This is a genomic window from Alloyangia pacifica (assembly GCF_003111685.1).
In the GTDB taxonomy this organism is placed as follows: domain Bacteria; phylum Pseudomonadota; class Alphaproteobacteria; order Rhodobacterales; family Rhodobacteraceae; genus Salipiger; species Salipiger pacificus_A.
In genome coordinates this window covers 450,001-463,415 of the sequence record NZ_CP022189.1, presented here as the reverse complement: position 1 = coordinate 463,415, position 13,415 = coordinate 450,001, and the positions used below count along the sequence as shown (strand labels likewise).

General features: G+C 61.0%; 10 protein-coding genes, 1 tRNA gene and 2 rRNA genes (1 of these 13 running past the window's edge). 3 read left to right on the top strand and 10 right to left on the bottom strand.

What is annotated here, in order from left to right; genetic code table 11:
* Positions 1-67: 67 nt before the first annotated feature.
* From rpoB to rplJ, 3 genes are all read right to left on the bottom strand, one after another.
* Positions 68-4,204, bottom strand: a complete 4,137-nt coding sequence (rpoB, locus tag CEW88_RS02215; RefSeq protein WP_108964490.1) for a DNA-directed RNA polymerase subunit beta — start codon at positions 4,202-4,204, stop codon at positions 68-70.
* 242 nt (positions 4,205-4,446) lie between these two features.
* Positions 4,447-4,827, bottom strand: coding sequence for a 50S ribosomal protein L7/L12 (rplL, locus tag CEW88_RS02210; RefSeq protein WP_108964489.1), 381 nt, complete (start codon positions 4,825-4,827; stop codon positions 4,447-4,449).
* Positions 4,828-4,900: 73 nt separating this feature from the next.
* On the bottom strand, positions 4,901-5,413 hold the full coding sequence (gene rplJ / locus CEW88_RS02205) for a 50S ribosomal protein L10 (RefSeq protein WP_108964488.1): 513 nt from the start codon (positions 5,411-5,413) through the stop codon (positions 4,901-4,903).
* Positions 5,414-5,964: 551 nt separating this feature from the next.
* On the opposite strand from rplJ, the gene CEW88_RS02200 reads away from it, so the two are divergent.
* Positions 5,965-6,204: a DUF2798 domain-containing protein gene (locus CEW88_RS02200; RefSeq protein WP_108964487.1), complete on the top strand. Its 240-nt coding sequence runs from the start codon at positions 5,965-5,967 to the stop codon at positions 6,202-6,204.
* A 66-nt stretch (positions 6,205-6,270) separates the two neighbouring features.
* On the opposite strand, the gene rplA is transcribed toward CEW88_RS02200, so the two are convergent.
* From rplA to secE, 4 genes are all read right to left on the bottom strand, one after another.
* Positions 6,271-6,969: a 50S ribosomal protein L1 gene (rplA, locus tag CEW88_RS02195; protein WP_108964486.1), complete on the bottom strand. Its 699-nt coding sequence runs from the start codon at positions 6,967-6,969 to the stop codon at positions 6,271-6,273.
* 1 nt (position 6,970) lies between these two features.
* A complete protein-coding gene (gene rplK / locus CEW88_RS02190; RefSeq protein ID WP_095880753.1) occupies positions 6,971-7,420 on the bottom strand; it encodes a 50S ribosomal protein L11 in 450 nt (149 codons plus the stop codon).
* Positions 7,421-7,545: 125 nt separating this feature from the next.
* Positions 7,546-8,079 (bottom strand): transcription termination/antitermination protein NusG, encoded by a 534-nt coding sequence (gene nusG / locus CEW88_RS02185; protein ID WP_095880754.1) that lies wholly within the window; start codon positions 8,077-8,079, stop codon positions 7,546-7,548.
* A 327-nt stretch (positions 8,080-8,406) separates the two neighbouring features.
* Positions 8,407-8,598 (bottom strand): preprotein translocase subunit SecE, encoded by a 192-nt coding sequence (gene secE, locus CEW88_RS02180; RefSeq protein WP_092431405.1) that lies wholly within the window; start codon positions 8,596-8,598, stop codon positions 8,407-8,409.
* A gap of 355 nt (positions 8,599-8,953) precedes the next feature.
* Here secE and CEW88_RS02175 point away from each other — a divergent pair, with 355 nt between their 5' ends.
* A complete protein-coding gene (locus tag CEW88_RS02175) occupies positions 8,954-9,511 on the top strand; it encodes a hypothetical protein (protein WP_108964485.1) in 558 nt (185 codons plus the stop codon).
* Between the two features lie 188 nt (positions 9,512-9,699).
* Positions 9,700-10,221, top strand: a complete 522-nt coding sequence (locus tag CEW88_RS02170; RefSeq protein ID WP_108964484.1) for a hypothetical protein — start codon at positions 9,700-9,702, stop codon at positions 10,219-10,221.
* Between the two features lie 75 nt (positions 10,222-10,296).
* On the opposite strand, the gene CEW88_RS02165 is transcribed toward CEW88_RS02170, so the two are convergent.
* The 3 genes from CEW88_RS02165 to CEW88_RS02155 form a co-directional block, all read right to left on the bottom strand.
* Positions 10,297-10,373: transfer RNA gene (locus tag CEW88_RS02165), tRNA-Met, on the bottom strand.
* Positions 10,374-10,416: 43 nt separating this feature from the next.
* Positions 10,417-10,531, bottom strand: a 5S ribosomal RNA gene (gene rrf, locus CEW88_RS02160).
* Between the two features lie 112 nt (positions 10,532-10,643).
* Positions 10,644-13,415 (bottom strand): 23S ribosomal RNA (locus CEW88_RS02155); it runs 60 nt beyond the window's last position.

Sequence of the window (13,415 nt, the reverse complement as noted above, 5' to 3'; positions counted from 1 at the left end):
TAAATGACAGGGCTTGGAGAGAGGAGCCGCGCGAGGCCGGTGCCCCGCGCGGTGGCTGGAAGGGCCGTTATTCCTCGTCCTCCGCGTCCAGGAGTTCCATGTTCAGGCCGAGGCCGCGGACTTCCTTCACGAGCACGTTGAAGCTCTCGGGAACGCCCGCTTCGTAGTTGTCCTCGCCCTTGACGATGCTTTCGTAGACCTTGGTCCGGCCCGCCACGTCATCCGACTTCACGGTCAGCATTTCCTGCAGGGTGTAGGCGGCGCCATAGGCTTCCAGAGCCCAGACCTCCATTTCCCCGAAACGCTGGCCACCGAACTGCGCCTTACCACCCAACGGCTGCTGGGTCACAAGCGAGTACGGGCCGGTCGAACGTGCGTGGATCTTGTCGTCGACAAGGTGGTGCAGCTTGAGCATGTACTTCACGCCCACCGTCACCTCACGCGCGAACTGGTCGCCGGTGCGGCCATCGAACAGCACGGACTGGCCGGACTGGGCGATGCCCGCGCGCTCCAGCGCGTCGTTCACATCGGCTTCCTTGGCGCCGTCAAAGACCGGCGTCGCGATCGGAACACCGCGGGTCACGTTCGAGGCCGCTTCGATGAGCTGCGTCTCGTCCATGCCCTCAATGCCCTCGGCGTAGACCTCGGCACCGTAGGCGTGGCGCATGGCCTCGCGCACCGGTGTCAGGTCGCCCGAGCGGCGGTACTCCTGCAGGCCTTCCTCGATCTGCTGGCCCAGACCGCGTGCGGCCCAGCCCATGTGCGTCTCGAGGATCTGACCCACGTTCATACGCGACGGCACACCCAGCGGGTTGAGGCAGAAGTCGACCGGGGTACCATCTGCGAGGAACGGCATGTCCTCGATCGGCACCACGCGCGACACCACGCCCTTGTTCCCGTGACGGCCCGCCATCTTGTCGCCCGGCTGCAGCTTGCGCTTCACCGCGACGAAGACCTTGACCATCTTCATCACGCCCGGCGGCAGGTCGTCGCCACGGCGGACCTTCTCGACCTTGTCCTCGAAACGGGCGTCGAGCGCGCGCTTCTGCGCCTCGTACTGCTCGTGCAGGGCCTCGACGATCTGCGCGTCTGCCTCTTCGGCCAGAGCGAGCTGCCACCACTGGCCGCGGCTCAGGCTTTCAAGAAGCTCTTCGTCGATCTCCGAGTTCGGGCGGACGCCCTTCGGGCCTTTTACCGCGGTCTTGCCGAGGATCAGGTCCTTGAGACGCGCGTAGATGTTGCGGTCGAGGATGGCGAGCTCGTCGTCCCGGTCACGGGCCAGACGTTCCACTTCCTCGCGCTCGATCTGCAGCGCACGTTCGTCCTTTTCGACACCGTGGCGGTTGAAGACGCGAACTTCCACGACGGTGCCGTAGTCGCCCGGCTTCACGCGCAGCGAGGTGTCGCGAACATCCGAAGCCTTCTCACCGAAGATGGCGCGGAGGAGTTTCTCTTCCGGCGTCATCGGGCTTTCGCCCTTCGGAGTGATCTTGCCCACGAGGATGTCGCCCGGCTCCACGTCCGCACCGATATAGACGATACCGGCTTCGTCGAGGTTGCGCAGTGCTTCCTCGCCGACGTTGGGGATGTCGCGGGTGATCTCTTCCGGCCCGAGCTTGGTGTCACGGGCGGCGACTTCGAATTCCTCGATGTGGATCGAGGTATAGACGTCGTCACGCGCGATGCGCTCGGAGATCAGGATCGAGTCTTCGTAGTTGTAGCCGTTCCAGGGCATGAAGGCGACGATGATGTTCTTGCCGAGCGCCAGTTCACCGATGTCGGTGGACGGGCCATCTGCGATCACTTCGCCCTTGCGCACCAGATCGCCCACCTTCACCAGCGGACGCTGGTTGATGCAGGTGTTCTGGTTCGAACGCTGGAACTTCCGCATGCGGTAGATGTCCACGCCCGGATCACCCGGCTCGAGACCATCGGTCGCACGGATCACGATACGCTGCGCATCGACCTGGTCGATGACGCCGCCACGCTTGGCCATGATCGCCGCGCCGGAGTCGCGCGCCACGACCTCTTCGATCCCGGTGCCGACCAGCGGCGCCTCGGATTTCAGGACGGGCACGGCCTGACGCTGCATGTTCGCGCCCATCAGTGCGCGGTTGGCGTCGTCGTTTTCCAGGAACGGGATGAGCGAGGCACCGACCGAGACCAGCTGCTTCGGCGAAACGTCGATCAGGTCGACGCTTTCGCGCGGCGCGAGCGTATAGTCACCCGACTGGCGGGTCGAGACGAGGTCGTTGATGAACTTGCCGTCTTCATCCAGCGTCGCGTTGGCCTGCGCCACGGTGTGACGCATTTCCTCCGTCGCCGACATGTACTGGACTTCGTCGGTCACCTTGGCATCGACAACCTTGCGATACGGGGTCTCGATGAAGCCGTACTTGTTGACGCGGGCGAAGGTGGCCAGCGAGTTGATCAGACCGATGTTCGGGCCTTCCGGCGTTTCGATCGGGCACATCCGGCCATAGTGGGTCGGGTGCACGTCGCGCACCTCGAAGCCGGCGCGTTCGCGGGTCAGACCGCCCGGCCCGAGGGCCGAAAGGCGACGCTTGTGCGTCACTTCCGAAAGCGGGTTGGTCTGGTCCATGAACTGCGACAGCTGCGACGAGCCGAAGAACTCGCGCACGGCGGCGGCCGCCGGCTTGGCGTTGATCAGGTCCTGCGGCATGACGGTGTCGATCTCGACCGACGACATGCGCTCCTTGATCGCACGCTCCATGCGGAGCAGGCCGACGCGGTACTGGTTTTCCATCAGCTCGCCGACGGAGCGGACGCGGCGGTTGCCGAGGTGGTCGATGTCGTCGACTTCCCCCTTGCCGTCACGCAGCTCGACCAGGGCCTTGATGCACTTGACGATGTCATCACGGTCCAGCGTGCGCTGGGTGTCCGGCTTGTCGAGCGCGAGGCGCATGTTCATCTTCACGCGGCCCACGGCCGAGAGGTCGTAACGCTCGCTATCGAAGAACAGAGTGTCGAACAGCGACGAGGCGGCCTCGACGGTCGGCGGCTCGCCCGGGCGCATAACGCGGTAGATGTCCATGAGCGCGCTGTTGCGGTCCATGTTCTTGTCTTGCGCCATCGTGTTGCGCATGTAGGCGCCGACGGTGATGTTGTCGATGTCGAGAACGGGGATCTCGGTGACACCCGCGTCGATCAGCTCCTTGAGCGAGCCGCCGGTGACGTCACCGTCCTTGTCGACTTCCCAGGTCAGCTCATCGCCGGCTTCGACGTAGATCGCGCCGGTGTCCTCGTTGATGATGTCCTTGGCGACGAACTTCCCGACGATCTGCTCGAAGGGCAGCAGCAGGTTCTTGACCTTGCCTTCGTCGATCAGGGCCTTGACCGCGCGCGGGGTCACCTTCTTGGTGGCCTCGGCAATGATCTCGCCAGTGTCCGCATCCACGAGGTCGTAGGTCGGGCGCGTGCCGCGCACCCGGTCGGGGAAGAACTTGGTCACCCAGCCTTCGCCACGACGCAGCGTGTAGGACACGGTGTCGTAATAGGCATCCATGATCGCTTCCTGGTCGAGACCCAGGGCGTAGAGCAGGGTCGTGACCGGGAGCTTCCGGCGGCGGTCGATCCGCGCAAAGACAATGTCCTTGGCGTCGAATTCGAAGTCGAGCCACGAGCCGCGATAGGGGATGATGCGGCAGGCGAAGAGCAGCTTGCCCGAGCTGTGCGTCTTGCCTTTGTCATGGTCGAAGAAGACGCCCGGCGAACGGTGCATCTGGGACACGATCACGCGCTCGGTGCCGTTCACGATGAACGTCCCGTTCGGGGTCATCAGGGGCATGTCGCCCATGAAGACGTCCTGTTCCTTGATGTCCTTGACCGACTTGGCGCCGGTATCCTCGTCGATATCGAACACGATGAGGCGCAGGGTCACCTTCAGCGGCGCGCTGTAGGTCATGTCGCGCTGCATGCATTCTTCGACGTCGTACTTGGGCTTTTCCAGTTCGTAATTGACGAACTCGAGCACGGCGGTCTCGTTGAAGTCCTTGATCGGGAAGACCGACTGGAAGACGCCCATGATGCCTTCGCCGTCGGTGGGCTGGAGCTGGTCGCCGGACTTCAGGAAGAGTTCGTAGGAGCTTTTCTGAACCTCGATGAGGTTCGGCATCTCCAGAACCTCACGAATTTTACCGTAATATCTGCGGAGACGTTTCTGGCCAAGAAAGCTTTGCGCCATAGGTCTGTTCACCTTTCGATTCTCAACGGACGCGCATGCTGTCGGGCACCAGCGGCACATCCATCCGAGACGGCAGTGTTCCGATCCATTCCTGGCTTCTGTCCCACCAGAAGCCTCCCGATCCTGGAACTCGCCTTAGAAAAGCCCTCTCGAAAGGGCCTTGCTGAGACGGGTTCGGCTGGACCCGGATTTCTCCGGATCCAGCCAAATTTGCGATCGTACCGGGTCGCCCCGGGGGACGATTACTTGACTTCGATCTCGGCGCCAGCTTCTTCGAGCTGCTTCTTGATCGTTTCAGCTTCGTCCTTCGACACGCCTTCTTTGACAGCCTTGCCGCCTGCTTCCACCAGCTCTTTGGCTTCTTTCAGGCCCAGGCCGGTGATGGCGCGGACTTCTTTGATCACGTTGATCTTCTTGTCGCCAGCGGACTTGAGGATCACGTCGAATTCGGTTTTTTCTTCCTCAGCTGCTGCGTCGCCGCCAGCTGCCGGACCAGCAACCATCACTGCGCCGCCAGCTGCGGGCTCGATGCCGTACTCGTCCTTGAGGATGGTTTTCAGTTCTTGTGCTTCGAGCAGCGTCAGACCAACGATTTGCTCAGCAAGTGCTTTCAGATCAGCCATTTTACGTATTCCGTTTAGCTAGATGTGTTCCAACGTGTAGGTCTTCAACCCCACGAAGATCTGTTGGGTGCCGTTACGCAGCTTTCTCTTCGATGGTCGAGAGAATCGATGCGATGTTCGATGCAGGTGCGCCAATCGCGCCGGCGATGTTCGAAGCGGGTGCGCCGATGCAGCCGACGATGGAGGCAATGAGCTCCTCGCGCGACGGCATTTTCGACACGGCCTCGACACCGGCCCGGTCCAGAGCCGTTCCAGACATTGCACCGCCGAGGATCTCGAACTTCGAGTTTGCCTTAGCGAAGTCCTCGACCACCTTGGCAGCTGCCACGGGGTCTTCGGAGTAGGTCAGAACGGTCATGCCCTCGAGGTAGTCGGCGATGCTCTCGCAGCCGGTACCCTTCAGAGCGATCTTGGCGAGCCTGTTCTTGGCGACGCGAACCGACGTGTCTGCCGCGCGGGCGCGGGCACGAAGATCCGTCATCTCGGCAACCGTGAGACCTTCGTAGCGGCTAACCACCACGACGCCAGAGCTTTCAAAGATCTGGCCGAGTTCCTCGACCACTTTCTCTTTCTGGGCTCTATCCACAGTTTCACTCCAAGTTATGGAGGGGATTCGACCCCTCCGGCTCGTTCTGCCGGGTCTCCCCGGCCTCAAGGTCCGATCGGGTCGTCACATCGCGCCACCGGAGCACATCGGCCCGGAACGTTATGTCTCTTCCCGTCTCAGGCAGGATTTAAGGATATTCGATCCACGGACCGATCACCCACCCACCGTCTCGGACGAAATCGAGGGCCGCGACGAATCGTGCGCTGCCCTCGTCTGCTCCGCTTAAAGGGTTTTGTGTCCCTTGCCAAGGGCAGAAGCACCCCGTTGCGGAGGCGCGCATCCTACCACCGGTTCGCAAAGATGCAATGCACCAGCGAACCGCTCGAAGGCTTGACCGTCCGCTTGACGTCCCTTAAGTGCATCCGAGCCGAAAAACGTCAGGCCGGTTGGTCAGCCCGGCCCCCGCTTCCCGCGGGAGTTAGTCGTTCCACAAACCCGCGGCGCCCTGCTCATACGGGGCGCGTGGAGTGTTCCGAACGGATCGGCCCTCGGACGCGCCCTGCCCTTCGCATGTCGCCACAGGAAACCCGATGACCACACCCCGTTCCACCCTCATACTCGCGCAGCTGTTCATCTCGGGCAGCATGTCCTTTCTGATGACCCTGATCTTCAGCGCCATCCCGCTGCGGTTCACGTCCAGCTGGATGTCGGTCTGGATGCATTACTGGCTTGCCGCCTGGCCGGCGGCCTTCGCGTTGTCGCTGATCGTCGGGCCGCTCTGCTTCAAGGCATCCTTACTGGTGCTGCGCACCGCGGCGCTCCTGCGCTGAGCCGTCTCCGAAATGCAAAAGGCCCCGCCGTTTTCGGCGGGGCCTTCGCGATCAGATCGGGTCAGATCACTCGACGTTGGCCGAGGTCACGTCCACCGATACGCCCGGACCCATGGTGGAGCTGAGCGAGATCTTCTTCACGTAGGTGCCTTTTGCACCGGTCGGCTTCGCCTTGGCGACAGCATTGACGAAGGCGCGCACGTTCTCGACCAGCTTGGCATCGTCGAACGACGCCTTGCCAACGCCCGCGTGGATCACGCCGGCTTTTTCGACCTTGAACTGAACCTGGCCACCCTTGGCGTCCTTGACGGCCTGGGCAACATCCATGGTCACGGTACCGACCTTGGGGTTCGGCATCAGGTTGCGCGGGCCAAGCACCTTACCCAGACGGCCGACGATCGGCATCATGTCCGGGGTCGCGATGCAGCGGTCGAAGTCGATGGTGCCACCTTGGATGGTTTCCATCAGGTCTTCTGCGCCAACGATGTCCGCGCCGGCGGCCTGGGCTTCGTCAGCCTTGGCGCCACGGGCGAAGACGGCCACGCGCACGGTCTTGCCGGTGCCGTTCGGCAGGCCGACAACGCCGCGGACCATCTGGTCAGCGTGGCGCGGGTCGACGCCGAGGTTCATCGCGATCTCGACGGTCTCGTCGAACTTGGCCGAGGCGTTTGCCTTGATCAGAGCGACTGCGTCTTCGACGCTCAGCTCTTCCTTGCCAGCAAAGGCTTCACGGGCGGCGCGGGTGCGTTTTCCGAGTTTAGCCATCTTATTTCACCTCGATGCCCATGGACTTGGCCGAGCCAAGGATGATCTGCATTGCCTGTTCGACGTCGTTTGCCGACAGGTCCTTCATCTTCGCTTCCGCGATCTCACGGACCTGGGCGACGGTGACGGTGGCAATGGTCTCACGGCCGGGCTTCTCTGCGCCGCGCGGACGGTTGCGCTTGCCGACAGGCTTCAGGCCGGCTGCCTTCTTCAAGTAGTAAGACGCGGGGGGCGTCTTGATGTCCATGGTGAAGGACTTGTCCTGATAGTACGTGATCACGGTCGGGCAGGGTGCACCAACTTCCATGTCCTGCGTCTTGGCGTTGAACGCCTTGCAGAATTCCATGATGTTGATGCCGCGCTGACCCAGCGCGGGGCCGACGGGCGGCGAGGGGTTGGCTTTGCCTGCAGGGATCTGCAGCTTCATCTTGCCAGCGAGTTTCTTGGCCATGTGGCCTCTCCTTTATCCAAATCCCCACGAACGCGTTCGCGAGGGGGTGCTTGGTGTGGTCTGGTCCGGACAGCGCGCTGCCCTCGCCTCCCACCTGAAAGGCGGGGCAAGCCCCGCCGAGACGCTCAGCCCTGCTTCGAGACCTGAGTGAATTCCAGTTCGACCGGGGTCTCCCGGCCGAAGATCGACACCGAGACGCGCAGGCGCTGGTTGTCGTCGTCGACGCCCTCGACCATACCGTCGAAGCCCTCGAAGGGGCCGTCGTTGACCTTGACGCGCTCGCCCACCTCGAAGTGGATGAGGGTGCGCGGGGCTTCCTCGCCTTCCTGCACCCGGCCGAGGATCGCCTGAACTTCGGCGTCACGCATCGGCATCGGGCGGCCCTGCGGGCCAAGGAAACCGGTCACCCGGTTGATCGAGTTGACCAGGTGATACCCCCGGTCAGACATTTCCATGTGCACCAGCACGTAGCCGGGCATGAAACGGCGCTCGGTCGTAACCTTCTTGCCGCGGCGGATCTCGATGACCTCCTCGGTCGGCACGAGAACTTCGTCGATCTGGTCCTCAAGCGCCTGTTCGGCCACCGCCTGCCGGATCTGTTCCGCGATCTTCTTCTCGAAGTTCGACAGAACGCTCACCGAATACCACCGCTTCGCCATCTGGCCCCTCTTCGTTACCTTGACCGCCCGAAGGGGCCGTCCGTTCAGATGCGCGCCGTTCCGGCGTGCCATTTCGGGGCGCCGATGCGTCCCGCCCCAAAAGAAAACCGGCGTGCAACCGAATCGCTGCACGCCCGCTTTGGGAAGTGGTCTGTGCAGTACCCCCGCTGCGTCCCGAATTCAAGGGCCGGCCCGGAATGTCTCCGTTTGGGCACCGCGGCGCGGCGGAACCCTCTCTTCTAGGCGGAAATTTCTATGGGATGTCCGACAGCGGCGGACAGGGGCGGCGCCCAAAAGCCGGGCGCGCCCTGCGCGCCCGCGCGATGCTCAGCCGAAGAAGGAGAGCAGGCCCTGCAGGCCGGTGCGGATCAGGATGTCGACGAGCGCGAAGAAGATCGCCGTAAGCGTCGCCATCACGAAAACGGTGACCGTGGTCAGGATCACTTCGCGACGGGTCGGCCAGGCGATCTTGCCGATCTCGGACCGCGTCTGCTGAATGAACTGGAGCGGGTTGGTCATGCAGGTCTGCCTTGCGGGAAATCCTCGGTTGGCGGGTCGTATAAGCCCTGCCGCGCGCCGATACAAGCGGAGTCCGCCAGTCTCCGCATCTCGGTGATCACGCAACCGGTGACGCGCAAAACGATTTTCTGATCCATCGTCGTCGCAACGTTACGGAACCCCCGTCGCCCTGGCACGTTTGCGCGCGTCTGAGCCCGGCAACGCGGGCCGCAAGGGCGGAGCGCGCGGCCACACGGAAAATTGCGCCGCCTTCTTTCGGGAACGGTCTGCAAAGCCATTGAGTTGGGTGCCCAGAAACAACGTGCAGCTGCACCGCTCGCACGGCGACCACAAACACCTTTACGGAGGACTTTCCATGAAACGCTTTCTTGCCATGACCGCCCTGACCTCGGTTCTTGCCACCGGCGCACTTGCCGCGACCGAAGAGCAGGCAAATCTGATCAACACCTATGCGCCCGACGTCGACGTAATGACGCTCACTGACACCCAGGTCATCGAGGCCATGGCGATCGCCAACAGCGGTGGGTCGGACAACCAGAAGCGCGAAGGCATTGAGACCATTGCCATGCGCGAGTCGGCCCCGATGACCTTCTCCGCCGAGCAGATGGCCCAGATCGAGGAATACCTGCCGGCGGAACAGGTGATGATGATGACCGGTGACCAGCGCGGCGATGCGCTCGCAATCATCAGCGGCGCAAGCACGGATGAAGACATCCGCGCAAAACTCGCGGCTCTCGGTGACGACATCACCCCTGCCCTCACCCCCGCAGAAATCTCCCGCGTCGAGACGCTTGCTCCCGAGGCAGACCTCACCGTCCTGACCCCGGAGCAGGTCGCCAAGATCCGCGCGCTGATCTACACCGACGACAGCGATGGCCAGCTGAAGGGCCGTCTGCTCGACGTCGTGTCCTAAGCCACCGTCTCCAGCGCCTGGTGCAAAAGCGTGCCGGGCTCTGAATTCCTTTGGATTGGCCGCCCTGCAGACGCGGGGCGGCCAATTATCATGATGGGAAGCGCCTTCTTTCGGTGGACATGCTGCGGATTGTCAGTAGGCCCGACGCTCACTAGGGTAAACCTCGGCATTCCCGAGGAGCACATCCAATGCGCGAGCGGAGCTTCGGAAAAACGATCAAGACGTTGCTTCTGGCGCTGCTGAATGCCACGCTGCTTCTCGTCGCCCTCTGCCTCTTCCTCGCGCTGCAGCTCGGCAATCGCATCGAGGACATCACCAGCAGCTTTGCCGAGAATCTCGTCACGATAGACCCGTTGCGCCAGGAGCTTGGCGCGATCACCTCTGAGGTGGTCGGCTTGCGGGGTGATCTCGCTGCACTGCGCGCGGGCAGCGGCGCGATGGGCACCGAGGCTGCCCAAAACATCTCCGCCCGGCCCGACCTTCTGGAGATCCGGATCGACGAGGCAGCGCAGCGCGCCGATGGCCTGCTGAACAGCCCCGAACGGCTGGTTGATCGCGCCGTCGACCGGGCGGCGGACCAGCTCAGGCAGGGCCTGGGCCCGCTCCGCGGCTGCGCCCCTACCGCCGAGACCTCCCTTCTCGCGCCGGGATTGGGCGCTCCGCCGGCAACACCGGCACGCCCAGTCCAAGGCCAAGGCCAAGGCGGTTGAGATGCCCGGACCCTTTACGCTTGAACGCAAAAAGCGCCCCTTGGGGCGCTGAGCGTGGTGTTTTTTTGGTGGTGTTGGTTGCGGGAGCAGGATTTGAACCTGCGACCTTCAGGTTATGAGCCTGACGAGCTACCGGGCTGCTCCATCCCGCGACAGGATGAGATCGTTTAGGAGAGATACTGTGGGTTTTACTAGGTTTGGCGGTGACCTACTCTCCCACGTCTTGAGACGCAGTACCATTGGCGCGGCAGCACTTAACGGCCGGGTTCGGAATGGAGCCGGGTGTTTTGCTTGCGCTATGACCACCAAACCGAGAAAAACCCACGTTGTCGCGCTGTTTTGAGCGCGACGTGGACCAAGTCAGGTATTTTGTAGGGGTTGTATGCTTCGTCTGATCTGGAACAGCCTTGCTGTTCCTGGATCGGATCAAGCCTATCGGGCCATTAGTACCGGTCAGCTGAACGCATTGCTGCGCTTACACCTCCGGCCTATCGACGTGGTGGTCTTCCACGGCCCTCAGGGATACCTTGTTTTGAGGGGGGCTTCCCGCTTAGATGCCTTCAGCGGTTATCCTGTCCGATCATAGCTACCCAGCACTGCCGTTGGCACGACAACTGGTCCACCAGTGGATCGTTCACCCCGGTCCTCTCGTACTAGGGGCAACTCCTCTCAAGTATCCTACACCCACGGCAGATAGGGACCGAACTGTCTCACGACGTTCTAAACCCAGCTCACGTACCTCTTTAAATGGCGAACAGCCATACCCTTGGGACCTGCTCCAGCCCCAGGATGAGATGAGCCGACATCGAGGTGCCAAACACTGCCGTCGATATGGACTCTTGGGCAGTATCAGCCTGTTATCCCCGGCGTACCTTTTATCCGTTGAGCGATGGCCCTCCCACTTGGGACCACCGGATCACTATGGCCGTCTTTCGACTCTGCTCGACTTGTCAGTCTTGCAGTCAGGCTGGCTTCTGCCATTGCACTCAACGAGCGATTTCCGACCGCTCTGAGCCAACCTTCGCGCGCCTCCGTTACGCTTTAGGAGGCGACCGCCCCAGTCAAACTACCCGCCACACAGGGTCCCGGAACCCGATAAGGGATCGCGGTTAGACATCAAGCAATGCAAGGGTGGTATCTCAAGGGAGGCTCCACAGACACTGGCGTGTCTGCTTCGAAGCCTACCACCTATCCTGCACATGCATGGCCTGATGCCAGTGTGAAGCTGTAGTAAAGGTGCACGGGGTCTTTCCGTCTAACCGCGGGAAGCCTGCATCTTGACAGGCAATTCAATTTCGCTGAGTCGATGTTGGAGACAGCGGGGAAGTCGTTACGCCATTCGTGCAGGTCGGAACTTACCCGACAAGGAATTTCGCTACCTTAGGACCGTTATAGTTACGGCCGCCGTTTACCTGGGCTTCAATTCAGAGCTCTCACCCCTCCTTTTAACCTTCAGGCACCGGGCAGGCGTCAGACCCTATACGTCGTCTTGCGACTTCGCAGAGCCCTGTGTTTTTAGTAAACAGTCGCCACCCCCTGGTTTGTGCCCCCAGCCAAAACTTGCGTTGAAACTGGGCCTCCTTCTCGCGAACTTACGGAGGTATTTTGCCGAGTTCCTTCAACATCGTTCTCTCAAGCGCCTTGGTATTCTCTACCAGTCCACCTGTGTCGGTTTAGGGTACGGTCTCAAAGTGGGGCTATTTCCAGGAACCGCTCAGCAGCCCTTCCAATCCGATAAGGAAGAACGACCTTTGCGATCCGTCACCACCACATGGCCCAGGAATATTGACCTGGTTCCCATCGACTACGCCTTTCGGCCTCGCCTTAGGGGCCGGCTTACCCTGCTCAGATTAGCTTTAAGCAGGAACCCTTGGACTTTCGGCGAGAGTGTCTCTCACACTCTTTGTCGCTACTCATGTCATCATTCTCGCTAGTGATCTCTCCACCGGATGCCTTACAGCCCGGCTTCACAGAAAGGACTATCTCCTCCATTACATCCCGAAGGATGCAGAAGAGGAGGAGTCCTATGTCACACTACGCTCCGCTACCATGCGCTATGCGCATCCTCGGCTTCGGCTCATGGCTTGAGCCCCGTTACATCTTCGCCGCAGGACAACTTAATTAGACCAGTGAGCTGTTACGCTATCTTTAAAGGATGGCTGCTTCTAAGCCAACCTCCTGGTTGTTTTGGTCGTCCCACCTGCTTTCCCACTTAGCCATGAATTGGGGGCCTTAGCCGGAGGTCAGGGTTGTTTCCCTCTCCACTACGGGCGTTAGCACCCGCAGTGTGTCTGCCATCTAGTACTCCCTGGTATTCGGAGTTTGGTTAGGATCAGTAAGCCTGTGGGGCCCCATTACCCATCCAGTGCTCTACCCCCAGGGGTATTCGGATGACGCTCTACCTAAATAGATTTCGCGGAGAACCAGCTATCTCCGAGTTTGATTGGCCTTTCACCCCTAGGCACAACTCATCCCGACCTTTTTCAACAGGTGTGGGTTCGGACCTCCAGTTAGTGTTACCTAACCTTCATCCTGGTCATGCCTAGATCACTCGGTTTCGGGTCTGATCCATCTAACTCGACGCCCTATTAAGACTCGCTTTCGCTGCGCCTACACCTAACGGCTTAAGCTTGCTAGATAGACCAAGTCGATGACCCATTATACAAAAGGTACGCCGTCAGCTCTCGAGGAGCCTCCGACTGATTGTAGGCGTTCGGTTTCAGGTACTGTTTCACTCCCCTCGTCGGGGTGCTTTTCACCTTTCCCTCACGGTACTGGTTCGCTATCGGTCAGTAAGGAGTACTTAGCCTTCGGAGGTGGTCCTCCGATCTTCGAACAGGATTTCACGTGTCCCGCCCTACTTAATACGTTCCATCGAGCTTCACATACGGGACTGTCACCCGCTGTGGTTGGCCATTCCAGACCATTCTGTTCACTCTCAGGACTCGGCTGGTCCCCGTTCGCTCGCCGCTACTAGGGGAGTCTCTATTGATGTCCTTTCCTCCGGGTACTTAGATGTTTCAGTTCCCCGGGTTTGCTCTTAAAACCCTATGTGTTCAGGTTAAAAGTACCTGTTTAAGCTCGTTATAGGCTGCCCGAAGGCAATTATAACGAACTTTCAGGTGGGTTGCCCCATTCGGAAATTCCTGGATCAAAGCTTATTCTCAGCTCCCCAGGACTTATCGCAGAGTATC

What these genes read in the sequence shown, in the direction of transcription:
- rpoB (WP_108964490.1), bottom strand. Translation starts at nt 4,204, where the DNA reads ATGGCGCAAAGCTTTCTTGGCCAGAAACGTCTCCGCAGATATTACGGT.
- rplL (WP_108964489.1), bottom strand. Translation starts at nt 4,827, where the DNA reads ATGGCTGATCTGAAAGCACTTGCTGAGCAAATCGTTGGTCTGACGCTG.
- CEW88_RS02200 (WP_108964487.1), top strand. Translation starts at nt 5,965, where the DNA reads ATGACCACACCCCGTTCCACCCTCATACTCGCGCAGCTGTTCATCTCG.
- rplA (WP_108964486.1), bottom strand. Translation starts at nt 6,969, where the DNA reads ATGGCTAAACTCGGAAAACGCACCCGCGCCGCCCGTGAAGCCTTTGCT.
- rplK (WP_095880753.1), bottom strand. Translation starts at nt 7,420, where the DNA reads ATGGCCAAGAAACTCGCTGGCAAGATGAAGCTGCAGATCCCTGCAGGC.
- nusG (WP_095880754.1), bottom strand. Translation starts at nt 8,079, where the DNA reads ATGGCGAAGCGGTGGTATTCGGTGAGCGTTCTGTCGAACTTCGAGAAG.
- secE (WP_092431405.1), bottom strand. Translation starts at nt 8,598, where the DNA reads ATGACCAACCCGCTCCAGTTCATTCAGCAGACGCGGTCCGAGATCGGC.
- CEW88_RS02175 (WP_108964485.1), top strand. Translation starts at nt 8,954, where the DNA reads ATGAAACGCTTTCTTGCCATGACCGCCCTGACCTCGGTTCTTGCCACC.
- CEW88_RS02170 (WP_108964484.1), top strand. Translation starts at nt 9,700, where the DNA reads ATGCGCGAGCGGAGCTTCGGAAAAACGATCAAGACGTTGCTTCTGGCG.